General features: G+C 62.1%; 22 protein-coding genes. 19 read left to right on the forward strand and 3 right to left on the reverse strand.

Annotation, left to right across the window (positions count from 1 at the left end; genetic code table 11):
• Positions 1–14: 14 nt before the first annotated feature.
• Positions 15–2,531, reverse strand: coding sequence for a DNA translocase FtsK (locus ABMD26_RS01790; RefSeq protein WP_354307186.1), 2,517 nt, complete (start codon positions 2,529–2,531; stop codon positions 15–17).
• A gap of 42 nt (positions 2,532–2,573) precedes the next feature.
• Between ABMD26_RS01790 and ABMD26_RS01795 the strand changes: the two genes are divergently transcribed.
• The 4 genes from ABMD26_RS01795 to infA all read left to right on the forward strand — a co-directional run bounded on the left by ABMD26_RS01795 (position 2,574) and on the right by infA (position 4,725).
• Entirely contained in the window at positions 2,574–2,951 is a 378-nt protein-coding gene (locus ABMD26_RS01795) for a hypothetical protein (protein ID WP_354307188.1), read from the forward strand.
• Positions 2,952–2,960: 9 nt separating this feature from the next.
• The gene (gene aat / locus ABMD26_RS01800; RefSeq protein WP_354307190.1) at positions 2,961–3,641 is read left to right on the forward strand and encodes a leucyl/phenylalanyl-tRNA--protein transferase; all 681 of its coding nucleotides are present in this window, start codon (positions 2,961–2,963) and stop codon (positions 3,639–3,641) included.
• Positions 3,642–3,699: 58 nt separating this feature from the next.
• Positions 3,700–4,407: an arginyltransferase gene (locus tag ABMD26_RS01805; protein ID WP_354307192.1), complete on the forward strand. Its 708-nt coding sequence runs from the start codon at positions 3,700–3,702 to the stop codon at positions 4,405–4,407.
• A gap of 99 nt (positions 4,408–4,506) precedes the next feature.
• Positions 4,507–4,725: a translation initiation factor IF-1 gene (gene infA, locus ABMD26_RS01810; RefSeq protein ID WP_002553999.1), complete on the forward strand. Its 219-nt coding sequence runs from the start codon at positions 4,507–4,509 to the stop codon at positions 4,723–4,725.
• Positions 4,726–4,865: 140 nt separating this feature from the next.
• Here the strand turns inward: infA and clpA are convergent, their stop codons facing one another.
• Both clpA and clpS read right to left on the reverse strand, forming a co-directional pair.
• Complete coding sequence (clpA, locus tag ABMD26_RS01815; protein WP_049860104.1) at positions 4,866–7,136, reverse strand: ATP-dependent Clp protease ATP-binding subunit ClpA; 2,271 nt, start codon at positions 7,134–7,136, stop codon at positions 4,866–4,868.
• Between the two features lie 29 nt (positions 7,137–7,165).
• Complete coding sequence (gene clpS / locus ABMD26_RS01820; protein WP_043190060.1) at positions 7,166–7,528, reverse strand: ATP-dependent Clp protease adapter ClpS; 363 nt, start codon at positions 7,526–7,528, stop codon at positions 7,166–7,168.
• Between the two features lie 229 nt (positions 7,529–7,757).
• On the opposite strand from clpS, the gene cspD reads away from it, so the two are divergent.
• From cspD to nuoF, 15 genes are all read left to right on the forward strand, one after another.
• Positions 7,758–8,027, forward strand: coding sequence for a cold shock domain-containing protein CspD (gene cspD / locus ABMD26_RS01825; RefSeq protein ID WP_502948292.1), 270 nt, complete (start codon positions 7,758–7,760; stop codon positions 8,025–8,027).
• A 460-nt stretch (positions 8,028–8,487) separates the two neighbouring features.
• Positions 8,488–10,716 carry an NADP-dependent isocitrate dehydrogenase gene (locus ABMD26_RS01830; RefSeq protein WP_354307341.1) on the forward strand — a complete coding sequence of 743 codons (2,229 nt, stop codon included), beginning with the start codon at positions 8,488–8,490 and terminating at the stop codon, positions 10,714–10,716.
• Positions 10,717–10,903: 187 nt separating this feature from the next.
• Positions 10,904–11,344 (forward strand): NUDIX hydrolase, encoded by a 441-nt coding sequence (locus tag ABMD26_RS01835; RefSeq protein WP_134722162.1) that lies wholly within the window; start codon positions 10,904–10,906, stop codon positions 11,342–11,344.
• 59 nt (positions 11,345–11,403) lie between these two features.
• The gene (mnmA, locus tag ABMD26_RS01840; protein ID WP_049860101.1) at positions 11,404–12,525 is read left to right on the forward strand and encodes a tRNA 2-thiouridine(34) synthase MnmA; all 1,122 of its coding nucleotides are present in this window, start codon (positions 11,404–11,406) and stop codon (positions 12,523–12,525) included.
• The gene (gene hflD, locus ABMD26_RS01845; protein ID WP_056842492.1) at positions 12,522–13,142 is read left to right on the forward strand and encodes a high frequency lysogenization protein HflD; all 621 of its coding nucleotides are present in this window, start codon (positions 12,522–12,524) and stop codon (positions 13,140–13,142) included. The genes mnmA and hflD overlap by 4 nt, the downstream gene beginning before the upstream one ends.
• Before the next feature lie 89 nt (positions 13,143–13,231).
• Entirely contained in the window at positions 13,232–14,602 is a 1,371-nt protein-coding gene (gene purB / locus ABMD26_RS01850; RefSeq protein ID WP_043190076.1) for an adenylosuccinate lyase, read from the forward strand.
• An 84-nt stretch (positions 14,603–14,686) separates the two neighbouring features.
• Positions 14,687–15,856 (forward strand): ribosomal protein uL16 3-hydroxylase, encoded by a 1,170-nt coding sequence (locus tag ABMD26_RS01855; protein ID WP_049860098.1) that lies wholly within the window; start codon positions 14,687–14,689, stop codon positions 15,854–15,856.
• The gene (locus ABMD26_RS01860; protein ID WP_122742039.1) at positions 15,849–16,274 is read left to right on the forward strand and encodes a GNAT family N-acetyltransferase; all 426 of its coding nucleotides are present in this window, start codon (positions 15,849–15,851) and stop codon (positions 16,272–16,274) included. Before ABMD26_RS01855 ends, ABMD26_RS01860 begins: the two co-directional genes overlap by 8 nt.
• Before the next feature lie 192 nt (positions 16,275–16,466).
• Positions 16,467–17,222: a secretin N-terminal domain-containing protein gene (locus ABMD26_RS01865; protein ID WP_354307346.1), complete on the forward strand. Its 756-nt coding sequence runs from the start codon at positions 16,467–16,469 to the stop codon at positions 17,220–17,222.
• Between the two features lie 279 nt (positions 17,223–17,501).
• Positions 17,502–18,827 (forward strand): isocitrate lyase, encoded by a 1,326-nt coding sequence (gene aceA / locus ABMD26_RS01870; protein WP_354307348.1) that lies wholly within the window; start codon positions 17,502–17,504, stop codon positions 18,825–18,827.
• Positions 18,828–20,148: 1,321 nt separating this feature from the next.
• Entirely contained in the window at positions 20,149–20,562 is a 414-nt protein-coding gene (locus ABMD26_RS01875; RefSeq protein WP_043190089.1) for an NADH-quinone oxidoreductase subunit A, read from the forward strand.
• A gap of 10 nt (positions 20,563–20,572) precedes the next feature.
• Entirely contained in the window at positions 20,573–21,247 is a 675-nt protein-coding gene (locus ABMD26_RS01880) for a NuoB/complex I 20 kDa subunit family protein (protein WP_043190091.1), read from the forward strand.
• 77 nt (positions 21,248–21,324) lie between these two features.
• On the forward strand, positions 21,325–23,112 hold the full coding sequence (nuoC, locus tag ABMD26_RS01885; RefSeq protein ID WP_049860094.1) for an NADH-quinone oxidoreductase subunit C/D: 1,788 nt from the start codon (positions 21,325–21,327) through the stop codon (positions 23,110–23,112).
• 2 nt (positions 23,113–23,114) lie between these two features.
• A complete protein-coding gene (gene nuoE, locus ABMD26_RS01890) occupies positions 23,115–23,612 on the forward strand; it encodes an NADH-quinone oxidoreductase subunit NuoE (RefSeq protein WP_049860093.1) in 498 nt (165 codons plus the stop codon).
• Positions 23,609–24,967: an NADH-quinone oxidoreductase subunit NuoF gene (gene nuoF / locus ABMD26_RS01895; RefSeq protein ID WP_134722702.1), complete on the forward strand. Its 1,359-nt coding sequence runs from the start codon at positions 23,609–23,611 to the stop codon at positions 24,965–24,967. Before nuoE ends, nuoF begins: the two co-directional genes overlap by 4 nt.
• Positions 24,968–25,039: the final 72 nt, after the last annotated feature.

The following is a 25,039-nucleotide window of genomic DNA, read 5'->3' on the forward strand; positions in this document are numbered from 1 at the left end:
GCGCGAGCGTTGCATCAGTCGCGCATCGGGCCCGGCGCGATCACTTCGCGCGAGCCATTGGTATTCATCGGCGTGACCACACCGGCCATTTCCATGGACTCGATCATCCGCGCCGCGCGGTTGTAGCCGATCTTGAGCTTGCGCTGCACCGCCGAGATGGACGCGCGACGGCTTTCCAGGACGAAGTTCACCGCTTCGTCGTAAAGCGCATCGCTCTCGCTGTCGTCACCGTCACCGCCACCGCCGCTGTTTTCGAAGCCACTGCCGGCCTCTTCGACGCCAGCCAGGATGTCTTCGTTGTAATCCGGCACGCCACGCTGCTTCCAGGCCTCGACCACGCGGTGCACTTCTTCGTCGGAAACGAAGGCGCCATGTACGCGAATCGGCAGACTGGTGCCTGGCGGCATGTAGAGCATGTCACCGTGACCCAGCAGTTGTTCGGCGCCACCCTGGTCGATGATGGTGCGCGAGTCGATCTTGCTCGATACCTGGAACGCCATACGGGTCGGAATGTTGGCCTTGATCAGGCCGGTGATGACATCCACCGAAGGTCGCTGGGTGGCCAGGATCAGGTGGATACCGGCAGCACGGGCCTTCTGGGCGATCCGCGCGATCAATTCTTCGACCTTCTTGCCGACGATCATCATCATGTCGGCGAATTCGTCCACCACCACCACGATGGTCGGCAGGGTCTTGAGCAACGGCGCCTCGTCGTGAATGCTTTCACGCTTGTACAGCGGGTCAGTCAGCGGTTCGCCTGCTTCTTCGGCATCCTTGATCTTGCGGTTGAAGCCCGCCAGGTTGCGCACGCCCATGGCAGCCATGAGCTTGTAGCGCCGCTCCATCTCGGCCACGCTCCAGCGCAGCGCGTTGGCCGCGTCCTTCATGTCGGTGACCACCGGGCACAGCAAATGCGGAATGCCTTCGTAGATCGACAGCTCGAGCATCTTGGGGTCGATCATGATCAGCTTGGCGTCTTCCGGACCCGACTTGAACAGAATCGACAGGATCATCGCGTTCACGCCCACCGACTTACCGGAACCGGTGGTACCGGCCACCAGCAGGTGCGGCATCTTCGCCAGGTCGGTGATGACCGGCTTGCCGCCGATGTCATGACCCAGGGCCATGGTGACAGGCGACGTGGCCTGATCGTACTGGGGCGAGGACAGCACTTCGGAGAAGCGCACGATCTGCCGGTCTTCGTTGGGAATCTCGATACCCACGGTGGTCTTGCCGGGAATGACTTCGACCACCCGCACGCTCAACACGGCCAGCGAGCGCGCCAGGTCCTTGGCCAGGTTGGAAATCCGGCTGACCTTGACGCCGGCCGCAGGCTGAATCTCGTAGCGGGTGATGACCGGGCCCGGATGGATGGAATCGACGGTGACTTCCACGCCGAATTCCTTGAGCTTGACCTCCAGCAACTGCCCGACAGCCGCGAGCGACTCGGGCGAGTAGTTGACCTTCTTCTGCTCGGCGGGATCGAGGATGGAAATCGGCGGCAGCGTACCCTGCACGGCGCTGTCGACGAACAACGACGCCTGTTTCTCCTTCTGCACCCGCGCGCTCTGCTCGGCAGGCTTGGCACTGGATGCGCCGAGGCTGCTTTCTTCGCTCAACGGCTTGATCGGCACCGCAGGTCGCGCAGGCTGGCTCGGCGCGATCTGAGCCGGTGCAGGATTGGTTGCGACCGAGGCAGCCGGCATGATCGGCGCCACGGGGCGAGGCGGCGGACTCGGCTGGCTCGACAGCGTCGGTTCCACCGGCAAAGGCCGAGCGGGCTTGGGCTTGGCCAGGTCCCGCGGTTCGCTCATCCGCGGCGCGGCGTAGGCTGGCTCGTCCACTTCGCGCAGTTGGGCTACCAGTTGCTTGCGTTCGGCGCGCGCCGCCCACCAGCGGGTGACGGAGCCCTGCATGAGTTCGAGCAGATCGAGGGTGATCTTGCCGGTCATGTCCATGACCTTGAACCAGGACAGGTCGGTGAACACCGTCAAACCGAACAGAAACAATGCGATGAACAGCAAGGTACTGCCCTGGATGTTCAGGGCATTGAGCGCCAGGTTGCCCAGGCTTTCGCCCAGCGCACCCCCGGCTGACGCCGGCAGGCTGCCTGCGGAATGGAAATGAATATGCGCCAGCGCCGCGCCGGAAAGAATCAGGAACACCAGGCCGATCAAGCGCCACGAGAACAGCCAGCCGCTCCACTGCCAGGGCTCATGGCGCTGACGGAAGATCTGCCAGGTCTTGACGGCCAGCAACAGCGGGAAGATGTAGGCGAAATAGCCCAGCACCATGAACAGGATATCGGCGGCGAACGCCCCGGCGCGGCCGGCGGCGTTCTGCACCTGGTCCATGTTGCTGCTGGTATGGCTCCAGCCCGGATCGGTCTGGTCGTAGGTCAACAACGCCATCCACAGATACAGGCACAGCGCGCCCATGGCGATCAGGGCGCCTTCCTTGAGGCGGTAGTGCATCTGCTGGCGCCAGACAGGCACCGATGCGGGAGCGGATGAGGCAGTGGATTTCTTCAAAACGCTTGATTTCCTGCGCCTGTTGGAGCGCGCAACTGATGAATGACTAAAAACACAGCAAATGGCCAGTATCGGTTGAGAACGGGCCCTGCAAAGATCGCATTGTACGGGTTTGTCGGCAATTCGCGCATCCGCAATATGAGCATCTGCCGCCGTGCGCTTTCGGACACCGTCGTCGAGCCGAATCACCGGTTGTTTCGACCGCACATTGCCTTTGCCGACAAGACCTTACGCGCGGATCTTGAAGAACAGTCACGTGGGACTGCAAAAGCGCAGAAAAGTTACATGAAAGCTGCCACCCCAATCCTGTCCGGTATCGTGCAGGAAGACCGCGCTGCATCGGCGGTGCACGTTGGCGGGCCAGCCGGATCATGGCAGGATGAACCCATCGCCCACCCGTACCACCCTCCCCTGCCGTAGCGAACAACCATGCTGACTTGGCTCAAACGAAACGAACTGGTCTTTCCACCCCTAAGCAAAGCCATGCGCGAGCCCAACGGCCTGCTCGCCGCTGGCGGCGACCTCAGCCCCGAGCGCCTGATCCAGGCCTACCGACACGGCTGCTTCCCCTGGTTCGAGGAAGGCCAGCCGATTCTGTGGTGGTCACCCGATCCGCGCACCGTGCTGCTGCCCGCCGAAGTGCACGTTTCCCGCAGCCTGCGCAAAGTCCTGCGCCAGGGCCGTTTCAGGGTCACGTTCGACCATGACTTCGCGGCAGTGATTGCCGAGTGCGCCGGGCCAAGGAACTACACGGACGGGACCTGGATCACCGACGACATGCAACGTGCCTACCTTGCCCTGCACGAGCAGGGTCACGCCCACTCGGTCGAAGTGTGGGACGGCGATGCGCTGGTGGGCGGACTCTACGGCCTGGCCATGGGCCGGCTGTTCTTCGGCGAGTCGATGTTCAGCCGTGCCGACAATGCCTCGAAGGTTGGTTTCGTGACTTTGATCGAACACCTGCAGCAGGCCGGGTTCGTGCTGATCGACTGCCAGATGCCGACCGACCATCTGCACAGCCTGGGTGCGCGAAGCATTCCCCGCGAGGTATTTGCCGGCTACCTGAGCCAGTACCTGGACCAGCCCAACAGCGCGACGTGGCAGCGCTAGGCGAGTTATCCGGCACTGGCATACACTGAACGTACTGGTTTCATTCCGAGGGTTCATCATGACTGAGTTGGCGCGCTTGAAGTTCTATGCCACTCAACCCCATTCGTGCAGCTACCTGCCCGACGAGCAAGCCACGACCTTGTTTCTCGATCCGAGCCAGCCGATGGACGTCAATGTCTATGCCGACCTCTCGGAAATGGGTTTCCGCCGCAGCGGCGACCATCTCTACCGGCCGCACTGCCAGCGCTGCAGCGCCTGCGTGCCGGCGCGCATCCCGACAGCAGGCTTCACCCCTTCACGCCAGCAGAAACGCATCCTCAAGCGCAACCCCGACGTGCAGGTGACCTGCACCACTCCGCGCTTCACCGAAGAGTATTTCGATCTGTACCAGCGTTACATCGAGCAGCGTCACGCCGACGGCGACATGTTTCCGCCCAGCCGGGATCAATTCTCGACCTTCCTGGTGCGCGACCTGCCCTTTTCCCGCTTTTACGAATTCCGCCTGGAGGGGAAGCTGGTGGCGGTTGCTGTGACCGACGTACTGCCCAACGGCCTGTCGGCCGTGTACACCTTCTACGAACCGACCGAGGAACGCCGCAGTCTGGGCCGCCTGGCGATTCTCTGGCAGATCGAGGAAGCCCGTCGCTTGAGTCTGGATGCGGTGTATCTGGGCTACTGGATCAAGAACTGTCAGAAGATGAATTACAAGACCCAATATCGCCCGATCGAGCTGCTTATCAACCAGAGATGGGTGACTCTTAACTGAACCCCTTGGCTTGAGCCCCCTTTTTCGGGCACAATGCACGCCGCTTTTGCCTGGCGCAGTTGCACCGGGCCATCAACTGGATACCGAGGGTTTTACTGCATGTCGAAAGAAGACAGCTTCGAAATGGAAGGCACTGTCGTCGACACCCTGCCCAACACCATGTTTCGCGTGGAGTTGGAAAACGGGCACGTCGTAACCGCGCATATCTCCGGCAAGATGCGCAAGAACTACATTCGTATTCTGACCGGTGACAAGGTGCGTGTTGAACTGACGCCCTATGATTTGAGCAAAGGGCGCATCACCTACCGCGCTCGCTGAACCGAGACACATGAAAACGCCCGGCATTGCCGGGCGTTTTTGTGTGCGCAGGGTTTGGACATTGAAAGCTACGCGGCTCGCGCCGCTGCTACAAGGATTGCACAAACCCCTGTAGCAGCGGCGCGAGCCGCGTCACACCCTCAGGCCATCTCCGCCGTGGTCTCGAAATCGAAGGTCAGCTCGCCGTCCTTGATGTCGATGTGCACCACGCCGCCGTGCTCGGCCAACTCGCCGAACAGGATTTCTTCCGCCAACGGCCGCTTGATCTTGTCCTGAATCAAGCGCGCCATCGGCCGCGCACCCATCTGCACGTCGTAGCCACCGGCCGCCAACCAGCCGCGAGCGGCGTCGGTGACTTCCAGTTGCACACGCTTGTCTTCCAGCTGCGCCTGAAGCTCGGTGAGGAACTTGTCGACCACGCTCTTGATGACTTCGTGGCTCAGGCGACCGAACTGGATGATGGTGTCCAGACGGTTGCGGAACTCGGGCGTGAAGCTCTTCTTGATCACTTCCATGGCGTCCGAAGAGTGGTCCTGATGGGTAAACCCGATCGAGGCACGTGCAGCGGTTTCGGCACCGGCGTTGGTGGTCATGATGAGGATCACGTTGCGGAAGTCCGCCTTGCGACCGTTGTTGTCGGTAAGGGTCCCGTGGTCCATCACCTGCAGCAGCAGGTTGAAGACTTCAGGGTGAGCCTTCTCGATTTCATCGAGCAACAGCACACAGTGCGGCTGCTTGGTGATGGCCTCGGTCAGCAACCCGCCCTGGTCGAAACCGACGTAGCCGGGCGGCGCACCGATCAGACGCGAAACGGTATGACGCTCCATGTACTCGGACATGTCGAAGCGCACCAACTCCACGCCCAGCGCCTTGGCCAACTGCCGCGCAGCCTCGGTCTTGCCCACACCGGTGGGACCTGCGAACAGGAACGAGCCGACCGGCTTGTCCGGCGCCTTGAGGCCCGCACGGGACAGCTTGATGGCGGTTGCCAGCGAATCGATGGCAGCGTCCTGGCCGAATACGGTGAGTTTGAGGTCACGCTCCAGATTACGCAGCAGTTCCTTGTCGGAGCTGGTCACGTGCTTTGGCGGAATTCGCGCGATCTTGGCCACGATATCCTCGACCTGAGGCACTTCGATGCGCTTGACCCGATTGGCTTCTGGTTGCAGACGCTGATAGGCACCGGCCTCGTCGATGACGTCGATGGCCTTGTCGGGCATGTGCCGATCATTGATATAGCGCGAAGCCAACTCCGCGGCGGCACGCAGTGCTTCGTCGCTGTACTCGATGTTGTGGTGCTGCTCGAAACGCCCCTTGAGGCCGCGCAGAATGCCGATGGTGTCTTCCACCGAAGGCTCGGACACATCGACTTTCTGGAAGCGCCGCGCCAGGGCACGGTCCTTCTCGAAGATGCCGCGGAATTCCTGGAACGTGGTCGAACCGATGCAACGGATGTCGCCGGAGGACAGCAGCGGCTTGAGCAGGTTGGAGGCGTCCATCACCCCGCCCGACGCCGCGCCCGCACCGATGATGGTGTGGATCTCGTCGATGAACAGGATGGCTTGCGGACGCTTCTTCAGCTCACCGAGCAACGCCTTGAAGCGCTTCTCGAAATCGCCGCGGTACTTGGTGCCGGCCAGCAATGCACCCAGGTCGAGGGAATACACGACGCTGTTGGCAAGCAGGTCGGGCACCTGACTGTCGACGATGCGCTTGGCCAGGCCCTCGGCGATGGCCGTCTTGCCCACGCCTGCCTCGCCCACCAGCAACGGGTTGTTCTTGCGGCGACGGGCGAGGATCTGCGCAACGCGCTCGACCTCGATCTCGCGCCCCACCAGCGGATCGATGCGACCCTGGCGCGCCAGCTCGTTGAGGTTGCTGGCATAGGCGTCCAGCGGGTTGCTCGACGTGGAGGTGTCACCACCTTCCTCATCCTGCATCTCCTGCTCGCCTTCGGAACTGTCGCCGTGGCCCGGGACCTTGGAAATGCCGTGGGCGATGTAGTTGACCACATCGATACGCGCCACGCTCTGCTGCTTGAGCAGGAACACGGCCTGGCTTTCCTGTTCGCTGAAGATCGCCACCAGCACGTTGGCGCCGGTGACTTCTCGCTTGCCCGAACTTTGTACGTGGAACACGGCACGCTGCAGCACACGCTGGAAGCCCAGGGTTGGCTGGGTCTCGCGATCCTCGTCATGCACGGGGATCAACGGCGTGGTGGAGTCGATGAACTCCTGCAGGTCGTGTTTGAGTTTGTCGAGATTGGCGCCACACGCCCGCAAAACGGTGGCGGCTGCCTCGTTGTCCAATAGCGCCAGCAGAAGGTGTTCCACGGTCATGAACTCATGACGCTTGGAGCGCGCTTCCTTGAAGGCAAGATTGAGCGTGACTTCGAGCTCGCGGTTTAACATAGCTTCACCTCATACCCAAGTGGTCGGCGTTAACCGTCCTTCTCGATTTCACAGAGTAGCGGATGCTGGCTTTCCCTGGCGTACTGGTTGACCTGCATGGCCTTTGTTTCGGCGATGTCTCGGGTAAACAATCCGCATACTGCCCGTCCTTCGGTGTGGACGGCCAGCATGACCTTGGTCGCCAGCTCACGATTCAGATTGAAAAAAACCTCGAGGATTTCGACGACGAAATCCATCGGGGTGTAGTCGTCGTTGAATAGAACCACCTTGTACATCGGTGGGGCCTGTAATGCCGGCTTGGATTCCTGAACGGCAATGCCTGCCGAATCGTCCTCGTGCGACTGCGGGCGGTCTTGATTGAAGGTTAGTCGAATCTGACTGAATGCATGCATGGAAAGAAGATTCATCGTTGAGCGAATAGAAGTAGTGGGTTGGACCTTGTGACCGAATTTTGACTCGGCCGCCGCATGACCTTGACTATCGGCAAAACGGTGTTACAAACAGTAGAACCCACATTGGGGAAGAAAGGTCCGCGCAGTCAACCAAATTTTTTCAATCGATTGATTGCGCATGAAGTGGATGATACTCCAGAGCTGGAGTCCTTTGCAGAGGGATATGGGTATGCACAGTGGTAAAGTCAAGTGGTTCAACAATGCCAAGGGCTACGGCTTCATCATCGAGGACGGCAAGGACGAGGATCTTTTCGCCCATTTCTCCGCCATCGGTATGGAAGGCTACAAGACGCTGAAGGCAGGTCAGCCCGTTGTCTTTGACATCATCCAGGGCCCCAAGGGTCTGCACGCGGTGGACATCAAGGCAGTGCAAGCAGCAACGCCCCAGGCAGGCACTGCAACGTCCGACAACCAGGCCAAGGCGTCCGCGGACGCGTGATGCTCAAGCTGGCACAGTGATCGCAAGCAAGCGTTCCGCGGGCCCACGCCCTGCAACCGGAGCGTTTACTCGCCGTCATTGCACCACCTTCTGGTTCGATGCACACACAGACAGGCCATCCAGACGGATGGCCTGTCTCGTTTCAGGCGTATGCGTTTCCAGTACACCAGGCGCCGCAGCTTTGTGCCCCTACACAGTATTCATCGCCACGACCAGTGGTATACTGCCGCAGTGACCACAGGGTCACTCTGGTCGGACCGGTCCGCTCGTGCGAGTTGTCTTGGGGCCATTCTTGGGGCCGTTTGTTGCCGGTCGACCGCTTGACGCTCTACTGATGCATCCCACATCACCGCGACGAATGCTCGACTTTTCGCCTCATTGATGACAACGAGCGAAAGCGCCTATCCTGCGCATCTCGAGATTCTGTGCACGCTCAGCAAAGAAGAGAGTTAATTCGATTATGCCCACCCGCTCAAAGATCATCTACACCTTCACCGACGAAGCGCCAGCCCTGGCCACCTATTCGCTGCTGCCGATCATCGAAGCCTTCACCGCTTCCTCGGACATCGCCGTCGAGACGCGCGACATCTCCCTGGCAGCGCGCATCCTTTCGAGCTTCCCCGAGCGTCTGCAGGCCGGCAAACCCGTCCCGGACGATCTCGCCGAGCTGGGCACCCTGGCCACCACGCCTGAAGCGAACATCATCAAGCTGCCGAACATCAGTGCTTCGGTACCGCAGCTCAAGGCCGCCATCAAGGAGCTGCAGGATCAGGGCTTTGACCTGCCCGACTACCCGGACACCGCTGAATCCGACGCCGACAAGGACACCCGCGCCCGCTACGACAAGGTCAAGGGCAGCGCCGTGAACCCGGTCCTGCGCGAAGGCAACTCCGACCGCCGCGCCCCGCTGTCGGTCAAGAACTACGCACGCAAGCATCCGCACAAGATGGGTGCCTGGGCGGCCGACTCCAAGTCCCATGTGGCCCACATGAGCAGCGGCGACTTCTACGGCAGCGAAAAAAGCGCCCTGATCGAAGCCGATGGCAGCGTCAAGATCGAGCTGGTCGGCAATGACGGCAGCACCACCGTACTGAAAGAAAAGACCAGGGTGCTGGCCGGCGAGATCATCGACTGCGCCGCACTGAGCAAGAAGGCCCTGCGCGCCTTCGTCGCCGCCGAGATCGAAGACGCCAAGAAGCAAGGCGTGCTGTTCTCCGTGCACCTCAAGGCCACCATGATGAAGGTCTCCGACCCGATCATGTTCGGCCAAATCGTCGCCGAGTTCTACCAGCAGGCGCTGGACAAACACGCCGACGTGCTGGAGCAGGTCGGTTTCAACCTGAACAACGGCATTGGCGATCTTTACGCACGCATCAAATCGCTGCCGGCCGAACAGCAGGCGCAGATCGAAGCCGACGTCCAGGCCGTCTATGCCACCCGCCCTGCCCTGGCCATGGTCAACTCCGACAAAGGCATCACCAACCTGCACGTGCCGAGCGACGTCATCGTCGACGCCTCGATGCCGGCCATGATCCGTGACTCGGGCAAGATGTGGAACGCCGAAGGCGTGCTGCAGGACACCAAGGCAGTGATCCCGGATCGCTGCTACGCCAGCATCTACCAGGCCGCCATCGAAGACTGCAAGAAGCACGGTGCCTTCGATCCGACCACCATGGGCAGCGTGCCCAACGTTGGCCTGATGGCGCAGAAAGCTGAAGAGTACGGCTCCCACGACAAGACCTTCCAGATCGCGGCCGATGGCGTGGTTCGCGTCAGCGACAGCAACGGCAGCGTGCTCATGGAGCAGAAGGTCGAGGCCGGTGACGTGTTCCGCATGTGCCAGACCAAGGACGCGCCGATCCAGGACTGGGTCAAGCTTGCCGTCAATCGTGCCCGCGCCAGCAACACCCCAGCCGTGTTCTGGCTCGACCCGGCGCGCGCCCACGACGCCGTGATGATCGAAAAGGTGCAGAAGTACCTCAAGGACCACGACACCAATGGCCTGGACATCCAGATCATGTCGCCGGTCGATGCCATGGCTTTCTCGCTCAAGCGCATTCGCGCAGGGCAGGACACCATCTCCGTCACCGGCAACGTGCTGCGCGACTACCTGACCGACCTGTTCCCGATCATGGAACTGGGCACCAGCGCCAAGATGCTGTCGATCGTGCCGCTGATGAACGGCGGTGGCCTGTTCGAAACCGGCGCTGGCGGTTCGGCCCCCAAGCACGTCCAGCAGTTGGTGGAAGAAAACTTCTTGCGCTGGGATTCGCTGGGTGAGTTCCTGGCCCTGGCCGCCTCGCTTGAGCACCTGGGCAGCACCTACGACAACCCCAAGGCGCTGGTACTGGCCGCGACACTGGACAAGGCCACCGGCCAGTTCCTCGACAACAACAAGTCGCCATCGCGCAAGGTCGGCAACATCGACAACCGCGGCAGCCACTTCTACCTGGCGCTGTACTGGGCCCAGGCCCTGGCCGAGCAGAACGACGACCCCGCCCTCAAGGCGCAGTTCGCTCCGCTGGCCAAGACCCTGGCCGAGAACGAGGCGAAGATTGTCGCCGAGCTCAACGCCGTTCAGGGCAAGCCAGTGGACATCGGTGGCTACTACCACGCCGATGCCGAGCTGACTCGCAAGGCGATGCGCCCGAGTGAAACCCTGAACGCCGCGATCGCTTCGCTGGTGTAAGGTTTGCCTTGGTAATACCCTCAGCCCCGGCCTTGTGCCGGGGCTGACTTTTTCTGGCATCCGCGATCTCTCGTAGGAGCGGTCATCGGCCGCGAAAAAGGCAACGCGAATTGGCTGATGCACTGTGGTGCCTGGTTCGCGGCCAAGGACCGCTCCTACGAGGGCCCCATCAATAGGAGATCCCACCATGACTTGGCAACCCCACATCACCGTCGCCACCATCATCGAGGACGACGGGCGTTTTCTGTTCGTCGAGGAAATGAAAGGCGGACGCCTGGTGCTCAACCAGCCTGCCGGCCATCTGGAACCCGACGAAAATCTGCTGCAGGCAGCGCTGCGCGAAACGCTGGAAGAAACCGCCTGGGACGTCGAACTGACCGGTGTGGTGGGCGTGTACCTGTACACCGCGCCCAGCAACGGCGTGACCTACCAGCGCATCTGCTTCAGCGCACGGCCCGTGCATCTGAACCCCGAGCTCGAACTGGATCCGGACATCAGCGGCACCACCTGGCTGACCCGCGACGAGCTGGCCGTACAGGGCCATCGACTGCGCAGCGAGCTGGTCATGCAATGCCTGGACGACTACCTGAACGGACCGCTGCACAGCCTGGAGCTGATTCGCACCTGAGCGTTTTGCAGCTTACCCTGTTAGAATCGCGTCCTTTTCAGAGACCCCATCGAATCCCTATGCGTGAGCCAGCTCCCCGCCACTGTGCAAAGCAGCGCGTCATCGTCGGCATGTCCGGCGGCGTCGACTCGTCCGTGTCCGCCCTTCTGCTGATGGAGCAGGGTTACCACGTGGAAGGCCTGTTCATGAAGAACTGGGAAGAAGACGACGGAACCGAATACTGCACGGCGCGCGAAGACCTGGCGGACGCCCAGGCCGTCTGCGACAAGCTGGGCATCAAGCTGCACACGGCCAACTTCGCCGCCGAATACTGGGATAACGTCTTCGAGCATTTCCTGGAAGAGTACAAGGCCGGCCGCACGCCGAACCCGGACATCCTGTGCAACCGCGAGATCAAGTTCAAGGCGTTCCTGGACTACGCGCTGATGCTGGGTGCCGACCTGATCGCCACCGGCCACTACGTGCGTCGCCGCGACATCGACGGGCAGACCCAACTGCTCAAGGGCCTGGATCCGAACAAGGACCAGAGCTACTTCCTGCATGCCGTGGGTGGCGAGCAGATCGCCCGTACGCTGTTCCCCGTGGGCGAACTGGAAAAGCCGGAAGTGCGCGCGATTGCCGAGATGCATGGCTTGGCGACCGCCAAGAAAAAGGATTCCACCGGAATCTGCTTCATCGGCGAACGACGCTTCAGCGACTTTCTCAAGCAGTACCTGCCGGCGCAGCCCGGCGAGATCAAGACCACCGACGGCGACGTCATCGGCCGCCACCATGGCTTGATGTACCACACCATCGGCCAGCGCCAGGGCCTGGGCATCGGCGGTTTGAAGGACGCTGGTGACGATCCCTGGTATGTGCTGATCAAGGACCTGGCCAACAACGAACTGATCGTCGGCCAGGGCAACGAACACCCGCTGCTGTTCTCCCGCGCCCTGCTGGCCTCGGAAATCTATTGGGTGAACCCGGTGGACCTGACCGAGCCGCGGCGCCTGACCGCCAAGGTCCGCTACCGGCAGAGCGACCAGGCCTGCACCCTGGAACAGACCGCCGAAGGCTATCGCGCCGTGTTCGACGAGCCGCAACGGGCGGTCACTCCGGGTCAGTCGGTGGTGTTCTACGACGGCGAAATCTGCCTGGGCGGCGGCGTCATCGAAGTCGCCGAGCCCTGGAGCCAGTCATGAACAACCTGCAGGAACAACTGGTAGCGCTGGGGGCGGTGTTCCAGGCGGCCGTACTGGTCGACCGGATCGCCAAGACCGGTTCCGCCGCCGAGGCCGAGGTTGCCTGCCTGCTGGGCAGCCTGCTGGTGGTCGATCCGCAGAATACGCTGCAAGTCTACGGTGGTGACGACAGCCATCTGCGTGAAGGCTACGGCGCGCTGTCCAGCGCGCTGGAGCGTGACCCTGGCAGCCTGCAGCGCGAGCCGCTGCGCTATGCCCTGTCGATGCTGGGTCTGGAGCGGCAGCTGGCCAAACGCGGCGAGATGCTGGACATCATCGGCAAGCGCATCCCGCAGATCCAGAATCAGGTGGAGCATTTCGGCCAGGGCCACGAGAACGTCATCGCGGCCACCGGCGCGCTCTACCAGGACACCCTGAGCACACTGCGCCAGCGCATTCAGGTGCATGGCGATACGCGCCACCTGCAGCAACCCAACAACGCCTCGAAGATTCGCGCGCTGTTGCTGGCCGGCATTCGCTCGGCGCGGCTGTGGCGGCAACTGGGCGGGCATCGCTGGCAGCTGGTGATCAGCCGCCGCAAACTGCTGCGAGAGCTGTACCCCCTGATGCGCGGATGAACGGCCGAACGGTCGGCCCGCGCCGCCCAACCGGCTTTTTTCATGTATAATTCGCGCCCTTTTCAAAGCCCGACTGTCCGAGAATACCCATGCAGCTTTCTTCGCTCACTGCGGTTTCCCCTGTAGACGGCCGCTACGCCGGCAAAACCCAGGCCCTTCGTACCATCTTCAGCGAGTACGGCCTGATTCGCTTCCGCGCCCTGGTCGAGGTGCGCTGGTTGCAGCGCCTCGCCGCGCATCCGCAAATCGCCGAAGTACCGGCTTTCTCGGCAGAGGCCAACGCCGTGCTGGACGTGCTGGCCAGTGATTTCGCCCTGGAGCACGCCGAGCGCGTCAAGGAAATCGAGCGCACCACCAACCACGACGTCAAAGCCATCGAGTACCTGCTCAAGGAGCAGGCCGCCAAGCTGCCGGAGCTGGCCAAGGTCAGCGAGTTCATCCACTTCGCCTGCACCAGCGAGGACATCAACAACCTGTCCCACGCCCTGATGCTGCGCGAAGGCCGTGACGACGTCATGCTGCCGCTGATGCGCCAGATCGCCGAGTCCATCCGGGAACTGGCCCACCGCTTCGCCGACGTGCCGATGCTGTCGCGCACCCACGGCCAGCCCGCTTCGCCAACCACCCTGGGCAAGGAACTGGCGAACGTGGTGTACCGCCTCGAGCGCCAGATCGCTCAGGTGGCAGCGGTGCCGCTGCTGGGCAAGATCAACGGCGCGGTAGGCAACTACAACGCACACCTTTCGGCCTACCCGCAGATCGACTGGGAAGCCAACGCCCGCGCCTTCATCGAAGACGAGCTGGGCTTGGGCTTCAACCCCTACACCACGCAGATCGAGCCGCACGACTACATCGCCGAGCTGTTCGACGCCATCGCGCGCTTCAACACCATCCTCATCGACTTCGATCGCGACATCTGGGGCTACATCTCCCTGGGCTATTTCAAGCAGCGCACCATCGCTGGCGAAATCGGTTCCTCGACCATGCCGCACAAGGTCAACCCGATCGATTTCGAGAACTCGGAAGGCAACCTGGGCATCGCCAACGCGCTGTTCCAGCACCTGGCGAGCAAGCTGCCGATCTCGCGCTGGCAGCGCGACCTGACCGACTCCACCGTACTGCGCAACCTGGGTGTAGGCTTCGCCCACAGCGTTATCGCGTACGAGGCAAGTCTCAAGGGAATCAGCAAGTTGGAGATCAATACTCAACGCATTGCTGAAGATCTGGACGCGTGCTGGGAAGTGTTGGCCGAGCCGATTCAGACGGTCATGCGCCGCTACGACATCGAGAACCCCTACGAGAAGCTCAAGGAGCTGACTCGCGGCAAGGGCATCAGCCCTGAAGCCCTGCAGACCTTCATCGACGGCCTGGACATGCCCGACCAGGCCAAGGCCGAGCTCAAGCAGTTGACGCCAGCCAATTACATCGGCAATGCGGCCGCTCAGGCAAAACGCGTCTGACACTCGCCACCGACGCTTCGACGCCCGGCTTAGCCGGGCGTTTTTATTCCGGCTATAAAAGCAATATTATTCAGCAGGTTACACATGAAATCTAATACGCCACTTCAAATACTGGGCGGTCTGACTGCCGCTGAATTCCTTCGTGACTACTGGCAGAAGAAACCCCTGCTGGTGCGCCAGGCCTTCACCGATTTCGAAAACCCGTTGAGCGCCGACGAGCTGGCCGGCCTAGCGCTGGAAGAAGAAGTCGAGTCGCGGATCGTCATCGAGCATGGCGCCCAGCCATGGGAAATGCGTCGCGGGCCCTTCGCCGAAGACGAGTTCAGCAAGCTGCCGGAAACCGAATGGACCCTGCTGGTCCAGGCCGTCGACCAGTTCGTGCCGGAAGTGGCCGAACTGCTCGAGCACTTCCGCTTTCTGCCGAGCTGGCGCATCGACGATGTGATGATCAGCTTCGCAGCGCCCGGCGGTGGTGTGGGCCCGCACTTCGACAACTACGACGTGTTCCTGCTGCAAGGCCTGGGCAAGCGCAACTGGAAAGTCGGGCAGATGTGCGACTCCCAGAGCCCGCTGCTCGATCATCCGGATCTGCGCATCCTGGCCGACTTCCAGCAGAGCGAAGAGTGGACCCTGGAGCCGGGCGACATGCTGTACCTGCCGCCGCGCCTGGCCCACTGCGGTGTGGCCGTGGACGACTGCATGACCTATTCGGTAGGTTTCCGCGCCCCGAGCGCAGCCGAAGTGCTGACCCACTTCACCGACTTCCTCAGCCAGTTCCTGCCGGATGAAGAACGCTACAGCGACGCCGATGCCGTGCCTGCGGTCGACCCGCACCAGATCCAGCACGACGCGCTGGACCGCCTCAAGCGCCTGCTGGCCGAGCACATGAGCGACGAGCGCCTGCTGCTGACCTGGTTCGGCCAGTTCATGACCGAACCGCGCTACCCGGAACTGGTGGCGGGCGAAGAAGTGGCCGAAGCCGATCTGCTGGCGGAGCTGGAACAGGGCGCCTTGCTGGTGCGCAACCCGAGCGCCCGCCTGGCCTGGTCGGAAGTCGACGAGGACCTGCTGTTGTTCGCCAGCGGCCAGAGCCGTCTATTGCCGGGCGAATTGCGCGATCTGTTGAAATTGATCTGCGCGGCCGATGCCTTGCACATCGATAACCTGGGGCCCTGGATGAACGACGAGCAGGGTCGCGCGTTGCTGTGTGAACTGGTGAAGCAAGGGAGCCTGGGGTTCGCCATCGATGAATAGCGTCGAAGTACGCGTGGCTGACTGGCACAAGGACAACCGAGACATCCGGCGCATTCGCGAGGCGGTGTTCATCGCCGAGCAGTCGATTCCGGCCGAACTCGAATGGGACGAGGACGATCTGAGCGCGGTGCATTTCCTGGCCGTCGAAGGCGACTACGCGGTTGGTACCGCCCGCTTGCTCGCCGACGGCGAGATCGGTCGAGTCTCGGTGCTCAAGGATTGGCGTGGGCTGCGGGTGGGCGACAAACTGCTGCAAGCGGTCATCGCCCATGCCAACTCGCTGGGTCTGCACGAACAGAAGCTCAGCGCTCAGGTGCACGCCACGGCGTTCTATGAGCATCATGGCTTCCGCGTCGTCAGCGGCGAGTTTCTCGAAGCCGGCCTGCCCCATGTGGACATGGTCCGCACGCAGGATTGATCGCGCTGCGGGCTGTCTGATGCACCCCAGCGCACCGTTCGCGGCCACGGACCGCTCCTACAAGCAGGAATGCGTGGAACCTGTAGGAGCGGTCATCGGCCGCGAACCGACGCTGCGGGCTGTCTGATGCACCGCGACCGGCCGCTCCAGCGTGCCATACTGGTCCCCACACTCAATGCGGAGATCATGGACATGCCGCTGCACCTTCTGTTCGCCAGCCTGTTGTTGTGCCTCGCCACCGGGGCCAACGCCGCCACACAGGTCATGCCCCTTCACTATCGCACCAGTGCCGACATCCTCCCCATTGCCCAACAGCTGGTGGGACGTGACGGCACCGTTGCGGCCTATGGCAACCAGTTGGTGGTCAACGCCGAGCCAGACAAGCTCGACGAACTTACCGCCCTGCTCGAACAGCTGGACAAGCCGGCGCGAAGGCTGCTGATCAGCGTCGACACCAGCGACAGCAACACGGCCAACCAGCGCGGTTATCGGGTCAACGGCGGCGGCACCACGCGCATCATCCAGTACGGCACCGACAACCGCAGCGGTGGCGTGCAGCAGGTACAGGCCAGCGAAGGCAGCCCTGCCCTGATCCAGATAGGCCAAAGCGTCCCGCTGACCACGGCCGGCACCGACGCCTATGGCCGCCTGCAAGCGCAGACCGAATACCGCGAGGTGACACAGGGCTTCTATGTCACGGCCAGCCTGACCGGCGATGTAGTGCATCTCGACATCGCTACAAAAAACGACCGTATGAGCCAGGAACGTGCCGACGTGGTCAACGTGCAAAGCACTCAATCCACTCTCAGCGGTCGGCTCGGTGAATGGATCACCGTGGCTGGGATGAACGAACATTCGAGCATCAACCAGCAAGGCATCGCCCGCCAGTACAGCACTCAAGGCCGAAACGACACCACCGTGCGAGTGAAAGTCGACGCGCTGGATTGAGCCGCTGGCCCGCCGCCTGCTCCAAGGACATGCGAACGACCAAGCCCCCGAAAACTGACTGCTCGGTCGCTGAATCGAAAGGAATGTAGTGCTTTGTATTTTTCACTACAAAACGTTTGACGTGCAGAAAATCCGTGGGGCATGATGGCCTCGCCCTCACCGAACCGCTCCTCCTGCTCACCGGCAGGCGCGGGTTCGGCGAGCGCCGATCAAGTGTTCGGCATACGCAGCGCCTGGCGCAGCACACCATCATCGAACCTATGCACGAGGTTTATCTCCATGGCACTGACACGCGAACAACAAGAAGCGGCCCTTGCAAAAGACTGGGCTGAAAACCCGCGCTGGAAAGGTGTAACGCGCAACTACTCGCCCGCCGACGTGGTCCGCCTGCGCGGCTCGGTTCAACCCGACCACACATTGGCTCGCCTCGGCGCGGAGAAGCTGTGGAACCTGGTGACCCAGGGCGCCAAGCCGTCATTCCGCCCCGACAAGGACTTCGTCAACTGCATGGGCGCGCTCACTGGCGGCCAGGCGGTGCAGCAGGTCAAGGCCGGCATCCAGGCCATCTACCTGTCGGGCTGGCAGGTGGCGGCCGACAATAACTCCGCCGAATCCATGTACCCCGACCAGTCGCTGTACCCGGTCGACTCGGTGCCGACCGTGGTCAAGCGCATCAACAACTCGTTTAAACGGGCCGACCAGATTCAGTGGAAAGCCGGCAAGAATCCAGGCGACCAGGGCTACATCGACTACTTCGCACCGATCGTGGCCGATGCCGAAGCCGGGTTCGGTGGCGTGCTCAATGCCTATGAACTGATGAAGAACATGATCGAAGCAGGCGCCGCCGGCGTGCATTTCGAAGATCAGTTGGCTTCGGTGAAAAAATGCGGACACATGGGCGGCAAGGTGCTGGTGCCAACCCAGGAGGCCGTACAGAAGCTGACCGCCGCACGCCTGGCTGCCGACGTCGCCGGTGTGCCGACGATCATCCTGGCGCGGACCGATGCCAACGCGGCCGACCTGCTGACCTCGGACTGCGACCCTTACGACCAGCCGTTCGTGACAGGCACCCGTACGCCCGAGGGCTTCTACAAAGTGCGTGCCGGTCTGGATCAGGCGATCGCCCGCGGTTTGGCCTATGCGCCCTACGCCGATCTCATCTGGTGCGAAACCGCCAAGCCGGATCTGGACGAGGCACGTCGCTTCGCCGAGGCCATCAAGCGCGAGTACCCGGACCAGTTGCTGTCGTACAACTGCTCGCCGTCCTTCAACTGGAAGAAGAACCTGGATGACGCAACCATCGCCAAATTCCAGCGCGAGCTGTCGGCGATGGGCTACAAACACCAGTTCATCACCCTGGCCGGGATCCACAACATGTGGCACGGCATGTTCAGCCTGGCCCACGACTACGCGCGCAACGACATGACCGCATACGTGAAGCTGCAGGAGCAAGAGTTCGCCGATGCGGAAAAGGGCTACACCTTCGTGGCACACCAGCAAGAAGTGGGCACCGGCTACTTCGACGACATGACCACTGTGATCCAGGGCGGCGCCTCGTCGGTCACCGCACTCACCGGTTCCACCGAGGAAGAGCAGTTCCACTGATCACCCAGGCAAGCTGCTCCCTCAGGGGAGCAGTTGCCTCCCTGGGTAGCAGATATCCCTGTGGGAGCGGGCTCTGCCCGCGAAGAATTCGCCACGTTGTACCTGCAAAACCGCAGCGTGACCTTCGCGGGTAGAACCCGCTCCCACAAGGGGCCGCCATCGATCCCTGTGGGAGCGGGCTCTGCCCGCGAAGGGTTTGGCGCGTTGTACCTGCAGAACCGCGGTGTGGCTTTCGCGGGTAGAACCCGCTCCCACAAGAGGCTGCCATCGATCCTTGTGGGAGTGGGCTCTGCCCGCGAAGGGTTTGGCGCGGTGTATCGGGTGAACCGCGGTGCGGCCTTCGCGGGTAGAACCCGCTCCCACAAGAGGCTGCCATCGATCCTTGTGGGAGTGGGCTCTGCCCGCGAAGGATTCGGCGCGTTGTACCTGCAGAACCGCGGTGTGGCCTTCGCGGGTAGAACCCGCTCCCACAAGGGACTGCCATCGATCCTTGTGGGAGCGGGCTCTGCCCGCGAAGGGTTTGGCGCGGTGTATCTGATGGACCGCGGTGTGGCCTTCGCGGGTAGAACCCGCTCCCCAAGGGGCTGCCATCGATCCCTGTGGGAGCGGGCTCTGCCCGCGAAGAATTCGGCGCGTTGTACCTGCAGAACCTCAGCGTGGCCTTCGCGGGTAGAACCCGCTCCCACAAGGGGCTGCCATCGATCCTTGTGGGAGCGGGCTCTGCCCGCGAAGGATTTGGCGCGTTGTACCTGCAGAACCGCGGTGTGGCCTTCGCGGGTAGAACCCGCTCCCACAAGGGGCTGCCATCGATCCTTGTGGGAGCGGGCTCTGCCCGCGAAGGGTTTGGCGCGTTGTACCTGGCGGACCGCGGTGTGGCCTTCGCGGGTAGAACCCGCTCCCACAAGGGAGGGGGTGTGGTTTGGAGCCGCCGTGGCGAATGCCTGGCGGTTTTTTTTGCATGATCGATTGATCTGGCGCAATGCCGACAATCGAATATCCCAGTAAAACACTCGGCGCAGTTAATTATCCCAACTTGAACAACAGCACCAGCCTGTAAATGATATTAATTATCATTAAGATGTAAGCACAGTGACGGTAAAAGCCTGTCAGCGTTGAATATTCTTCATAAACCCAGCCAAACCCCCAGCATGAGCTACATTGAATAAGCCTATGTGCGTAATGATACGAATTAATTTGCGATCCGAAATTTACTTGCCTGGCTTTTACCCATAAAATCACCGCGATCGATTTTGCTGCGACATATCGTCACTGCGACACTTCATTCAATTCAGCGGCCCAGGCCCCTGCCAAGGAAACCAGCATGCCCGATTCGACAGGACTCATCGCCCACAACTGGGGCTTTGCCATCTTCCTTCTCGGTGTTGCCGGTCTGTGCGCGTTCATGCTCGGGCTCTCCAGCCTGCTGGGCAGCAAAGCCTTCGGACGCAGCAAGAACGAACCCTTCGAATCCGGCATGCTGCCGGTCGGTAGCGCCCGTCTGCGCCTTTCCGCCAAATTCTATCTGGTCGCGATGCTGTTCGTGATCTTCGATATCGAAGCCCTCTTTCTCTTTGCCTGGTCTGTGTCCGTCCGCGAAAGCGGCTGGACCGGATTCGTCGAAGCTCTCGTTTTCATAGCAATTCTGTTGGCAGGTCTTGTCTACCTGTTCCGAGTGGGCGCCCTTGACTGGGCTCCGGAAGCTCGTCGCAAGCGGCAGGCGAAGCTGAAACAATGAGGCTTTGGCAATGCAATACAATCTCACCCGGATCGACCCCGATGCTCCCAACGAGCAGTATCCCATCGGCACCAGGGAAACTGTTTCCGACCCCCTAGAAGATCAGGTTCACAAGAACATCTTCATGGGCAAACTCGAAGACGTCCTCAGCGGCGCGGTCAACTGGGGTCGCAAGAACTCCCTGTGGCCGTACAACTTCGGTCTCTCGTGCTGCTACGTGGAAATGACCACGGCCTTCACGGCACCCCACGACATCGCCCGCTTCGGCGCCGAAGTCATCCGGGCCTCGCCGCGTCAGGCCGACTTCATGGTCATCGCCGGCACCTGCTTCATCAAGATGGCGCCGATCATCCAGCGTCTCTACGAGCAGATGCTCGAACCCAAGTGGGTCATTTCCATGGGTTCGTGCGCCAACTCCGGCGGCATGTACGACATCTACTCGGTGGTTCAGGGGGTCGACAAGTTCCTCCCCGTGGACGTCTACGTGCCTGGCTGCCCGCCGCGCCCTGAAGCTTTCCTGCAAGGCCTGATGCTGTTGCAGGAGTCGATTGGCCAAGAGCGTCGCCCGCTGTCCTGGGTCGTCGGTGATCAAGGCGTGTACCGCGCCGAGATGCCGTCGCAGAAGGAACAGCGCCGCGAACAGCGTATCGCGGTAACCAACCTGCGCAGCCCCGACGAAGTCTGATCCAGCGCTTTCCACGCCTGCAACGGCAGGCGAGAACCCTGGCTTCACACCGTAGTTGACCGATAGCGACCGAGACCATGACAACAGCGGACACCGCTCTGTATATCCCGCCTTACAAGGCTGACGACCAAGACGTGGTCGTCGAACTGAACCAGCGCTTTGGCCCCGAGGCCTTCCTCGCCCAGGAAACCCGCACCGGCATGCCGGTACTGTGGGTGGCCCGCGCCAAGCTGGTCGAGATCCTCACGTTCCTGCGCAACGTGCCCAAGCCCTACAGCATGCTGTACGACCTGCACGGCGTGGACGAGCGCCTGCGCACCCATCGCCGCGCGATCCCCAGCGCCGGCGACTTCACCGTGTTCTACCACCTGCTGTCGGTCGAGCGTAACAGCGACGTCATGCTCAAGGTGGCCTTGAACGAAGGCGATCTGAACCTGCCGACGATCACCGGTATCTGGCCTAACGCCAACTGGTACGAGCGTGAAGTCTGGGACATGTTCGGCATCGACTTCGCCGGCCATCCGCACCTGTCGCGCATCATGATGCCGCCGACCTGGGAAGGCCATCCGCTGCGCAAGGACTACCCGGCGCGCGCGACCGAATTCGACCCCTACAGCCTGACCCTGGCCAAGCAGCAGCTGGAAGAGGAAGCCGCGCGCTTCAAGCCCGAAGACTGGGGCATGAAGCGTTCGGGCACCAACGAGGATTACATGTTCCTCAACCTGGGCCCGAACCACCCTTCGGCGCACGGTGCCTTCCGCATCATCCTGCAGCTGGACGGTGAAGAGATCGTCGACTGTGTGCCCGACATCGGCTACCACCACCGTGGTGCCGAGAAAATGGCCGAGCGTCAGTCATGGCACAGCTTCATCCCCTACACCGACCGCATCGACTACCTGGGTGGGGTGATGAACAACCTGCCCTACGTGCTGGCGGTCGAGAAGCTGGCCGGCATCAAGGTGCCGCAGAAGGTCGACACCATCCGCATCATGATGGCCGAGTTCTTCCGCATCACCAGCCACCTGCTGTTCCTGGGCACCTACATCCAGGACGTCGGTGCCATGACCCCGGTGTTCTTCACCTTCACCGACCGGCAGAAGGCCTACACGGTGATCGAAGCCATCACCGGTTTCCGCCTGCATCCGGCCTGGTACCGCATCGGCGGCGTCGCCCACGACCTGCCGCGCGGTTGGGAAAAGCTGGTCAAGGACTTCATCGAGTGGATGCCCAAGCGCCTCGACGAATACACCAAGGCCGCGCTGCAGAACAGCATCCTCAAGGGCCGCACCATCGGCGTCGCTGCCTACAACACCAAGGAAGCCCTGGAATGGGGCGTCACCGGTGCCGGCCTGCGCTCCACCGGTTGCGATTTCGACCTGCGCAAGGCGCGTCCGTATTCGGGCTACGAGAACTTCGAGTTCGAAGTGCCGCTGGCCCACAACGGCGACGCCTATGACCGCTGCATGGTGCGCGTGGAAGAAATGCGCCAGAGCATCCGGATCATCGAACAGTGCATGCGCAACATGCCCGAAGGCCCGTACAAGGCGGATCACCCGCTGACCACGCCGCCGCCCAAGGAGCGCACGCTGCAGCACATCGAAACCTTGATCACGCACTTCCTGCAGGTTTCGTGGGGCCCGGTGATGCCGGCCAACGAATCCTTCCAGATGATCGAAGCGACCAAGGGCATCAACAGTTATTACCTGACGAGCGACGGCGGCACCATGAGCTACCGTACCCGCATACGCACCCCAAGCTACCCGCACCTGCAGCAGATCCCCTCGGTGATCAAAGGCAGCATGGTCGCGGACTTGATCGCGTACCTGGGTAGTATCGACTTCGTTATGGCCGACGTGGACCGCTAAGCATGAACAGCACGCTCATCCAGACAGACCGTTTCGCCTTGAGCGAAACCGAGCGCTCGGCCATCGAGCACGAGCTGCACCACTACGAAGACCCGCGCGCGGCGTCCATCGAAGCCCTCAAGATCGTCCAGAAGGAACGTGGCTGGGTCCCCGACGGCGCGTTGTACGCCATCGGCGAGATCCTGGGCATTCCGGCCAGTGACGTCGAAGGCGTGGCCACCTTCTATAGCCAGATATTCCGCCAGCCTGTGGGCCGCCACATCATTCGCGTCTGCGACTCGATGGTCTGCTACATCGGTGGCCATGAGTCGGTGGTCAGCGAAATCCAGAGCAAGCTGGGCATCGGCCTGGGCCAGACCACCGCCGACGGCCGCTTCACCCTGCTGCCGGTGTGCTGCCTGGGCAACTGCGACAAGGCCCCGGCGCTGATGATCGACGACGATACCTTTGGCGATGTCCAGCCCGCTGGCGTGGCCCAACTGCTGGAGGGCTACGTATGAAGCTCACCTCGTTCGGCCCGGCCAATACCATTGCCCGCGCCGCTGAAACCCATCCGCTGACCTGGCGCCTGCGCGACGACGGCGAGCCGATCTGGCTCGAGGAGTACCAGGCCAAGGACGGCTACGCCGCCGCGCGCAAGGCGTTCGCCGACATGTCGCAGGACGACATCGTGCAGACGGTGAAGGATTCGGGCCTCAAGGGCCGCGGCGGTGCGGGCTTCCCCACCGGCGTCAAATGGGGCCTGATGCCCAAAGACGAATCCATGAACATCCGCTACCTGCTGTGCAACGCGGATGAAATGGAACCCAACACCTGGAAAGACCGCATGCTCATGGAGCAGCAGCCTCATCTGCTGATCGAAGGCATGCTGATCTCCGCCCGTGCGCTGAAAGCCTATCGCGGCTACATCTTCCTGCGTGGCGAGTACACCACCGCCGCCAAGCACCTGAACCGTGCGGTGCAGGAAGCCAAGGCCGCCGGCCTGCTGGGCAAGAACATCCTGGGGTCGGGTTTCGACTTCGAGCTGTTCGTGCACACCGGCGCCGGGCGTTATATCTGCGGTGAAGAAACCGCCCTGATCAACTCCCTGGAAGGCCGTCGCGCCAACCCGCGCTCCAAGCCGCCCTTCCCTGCCGCCGTCGGCGTGTGGGGCAAGCCGACCTGTGTGAACAACGTCGAAACCCTGTGCAACGTGCCGGCCATCGTCGGCAACGGCATCGACTGGTACAAGTCGCTGGCCCGTGAAGGCAGTGAAGACCACGGCACCAAGCTGATGGGCTTCTCCGGCAAGGTCAAGAACCCCGGCCTGTGGGAGCTGCCGTTCGGCATCACCGCACGCGAGCTGTTCGAGGACTACGCCGGTGGCATGCGCGACGGCTTCACCCTCAAGTGCTGGCAGCCCGGCGGCGCCGGTACCGGTTTCCTGTTGCCCGAGCACCTGGATGCGCAGATGTACGCCGGCGGCATCGGCAAGGTCGGCACCCGGATGGGTACGGGCCTGGCCATGGCCGTGGACGACAGCGTCAACATGGTATCGCTGCTGCGCAACATGGAAGAGTTCTTCGCCCGTGAGTCCTGTGGCTTCTGCACCCCTTGCCGCGACGGCTTGCCGTGGAGCGTCAAGCTGCTGCGCGCCATCGAGACCGGCAACGGTCAGCCGGGGGACATCGAAACCCTGCTGGGTCTGGTCGGTTTCCTCGGCCCCGGCAAGACCTTCTGTGCCCACGCCCCTGGCGCCGTGGAGCCCTTGGGCAGCGCGATCAAATATTTCCGTGCCGAGTTCGAGGCGGGCATCAAGCCCGTCACGCCGGGCAGCCTGACCCAGGTGGCCACCCCCACCATGGCCGGCGCCTGACTCGATGCACGTCCGGCGGCCCGTGCCGCCGGTATCGCCCGTTGACGCGCCATCGCTGGCTGCGCCGGGCGA

It is taken from the genome of Pseudomonas sp. PvP001, from assembly GCF_040546375.1.
Taxonomy (GTDB): domain Bacteria; phylum Pseudomonadota; class Gammaproteobacteria; order Pseudomonadales; family Pseudomonadaceae; genus Aquipseudomonas; species Aquipseudomonas coleopterorum.

What these genes read in the sequence shown, in the direction of transcription:
- ABMD26_RS01795 (WP_354307188.1), top strand. Translation starts at nt 2,574, where the DNA reads ATGACTAAAAACACAGCAAATGGCCAGTATCGGTTGAGAACGGGCCCT.
- aat (WP_354307190.1), top strand. Translation starts at nt 2,961, where the DNA reads ATGCTGACTTGGCTCAAACGAAACGAACTGGTCTTTCCACCCCTAAGC.
- ABMD26_RS01805 (WP_354307192.1), top strand. Translation starts at nt 3,700, where the DNA reads ATGACTGAGTTGGCGCGCTTGAAGTTCTATGCCACTCAACCCCATTCG.
- infA (WP_002553999.1), top strand. Translation starts at nt 4,507, where the DNA reads ATGTCGAAAGAAGACAGCTTCGAAATGGAAGGCACTGTCGTCGACACC.
- clpA (WP_049860104.1), bottom strand. Translation starts at nt 7,136, where the DNA reads ATGTTAAACCGCGAGCTCGAAGTCACGCTCAATCTTGCCTTCAAGGAA.
- clpS (WP_043190060.1), bottom strand. Translation starts at nt 7,528, where the DNA reads ATGCATGCATTCAGTCAGATTCGACTAACCTTCAATCAAGACCGCCCG.
- cspD (WP_502948292.1), top strand. Translation starts at nt 7,758, where the DNA reads ATGCACAGTGGTAAAGTCAAGTGGTTCAACAATGCCAAGGGCTACGGC.
- ABMD26_RS01830 (WP_354307341.1), top strand. Translation starts at nt 8,488, where the DNA reads ATGCCCACCCGCTCAAAGATCATCTACACCTTCACCGACGAAGCGCCA.
- ABMD26_RS01835 (WP_134722162.1), top strand. Translation starts at nt 10,904, where the DNA reads ATGACTTGGCAACCCCACATCACCGTCGCCACCATCATCGAGGACGAC.
- mnmA (WP_049860101.1), top strand. Translation starts at nt 11,404, where the DNA reads ATGCGTGAGCCAGCTCCCCGCCACTGTGCAAAGCAGCGCGTCATCGTC.
- hflD (WP_056842492.1), top strand. Translation starts at nt 12,522, where the DNA reads ATGAACAACCTGCAGGAACAACTGGTAGCGCTGGGGGCGGTGTTCCAG.
- purB (WP_043190076.1), top strand. Translation starts at nt 13,232, where the DNA reads ATGCAGCTTTCTTCGCTCACTGCGGTTTCCCCTGTAGACGGCCGCTAC.
- ABMD26_RS01855 (WP_049860098.1), top strand. Translation starts at nt 14,687, where the DNA reads ATGAAATCTAATACGCCACTTCAAATACTGGGCGGTCTGACTGCCGCT.
- ABMD26_RS01860 (WP_122742039.1), top strand. Translation starts at nt 15,849, where the DNA reads ATGAATAGCGTCGAAGTACGCGTGGCTGACTGGCACAAGGACAACCGA.
- ABMD26_RS01865 (WP_354307346.1), top strand. Translation starts at nt 16,467, where the DNA reads ATGCCGCTGCACCTTCTGTTCGCCAGCCTGTTGTTGTGCCTCGCCACC.
- aceA (WP_354307348.1), top strand. Translation starts at nt 17,502, where the DNA reads ATGGCACTGACACGCGAACAACAAGAAGCGGCCCTTGCAAAAGACTGG.
- ABMD26_RS01875 (WP_043190089.1), top strand. Translation starts at nt 20,149, where the DNA reads ATGCCCGATTCGACAGGACTCATCGCCCACAACTGGGGCTTTGCCATC.
- ABMD26_RS01880 (WP_043190091.1), top strand. Translation starts at nt 20,573, where the DNA reads ATGCAATACAATCTCACCCGGATCGACCCCGATGCTCCCAACGAGCAG.
- nuoC (WP_049860094.1), top strand. Translation starts at nt 21,325, where the DNA reads ATGACAACAGCGGACACCGCTCTGTATATCCCGCCTTACAAGGCTGAC.
- nuoE (WP_049860093.1), top strand. Translation starts at nt 23,115, where the DNA reads ATGAACAGCACGCTCATCCAGACAGACCGTTTCGCCTTGAGCGAAACC.
- nuoF (WP_134722702.1), top strand. Translation starts at nt 23,609, where the DNA reads ATGAAGCTCACCTCGTTCGGCCCGGCCAATACCATTGCCCGCGCCGCT.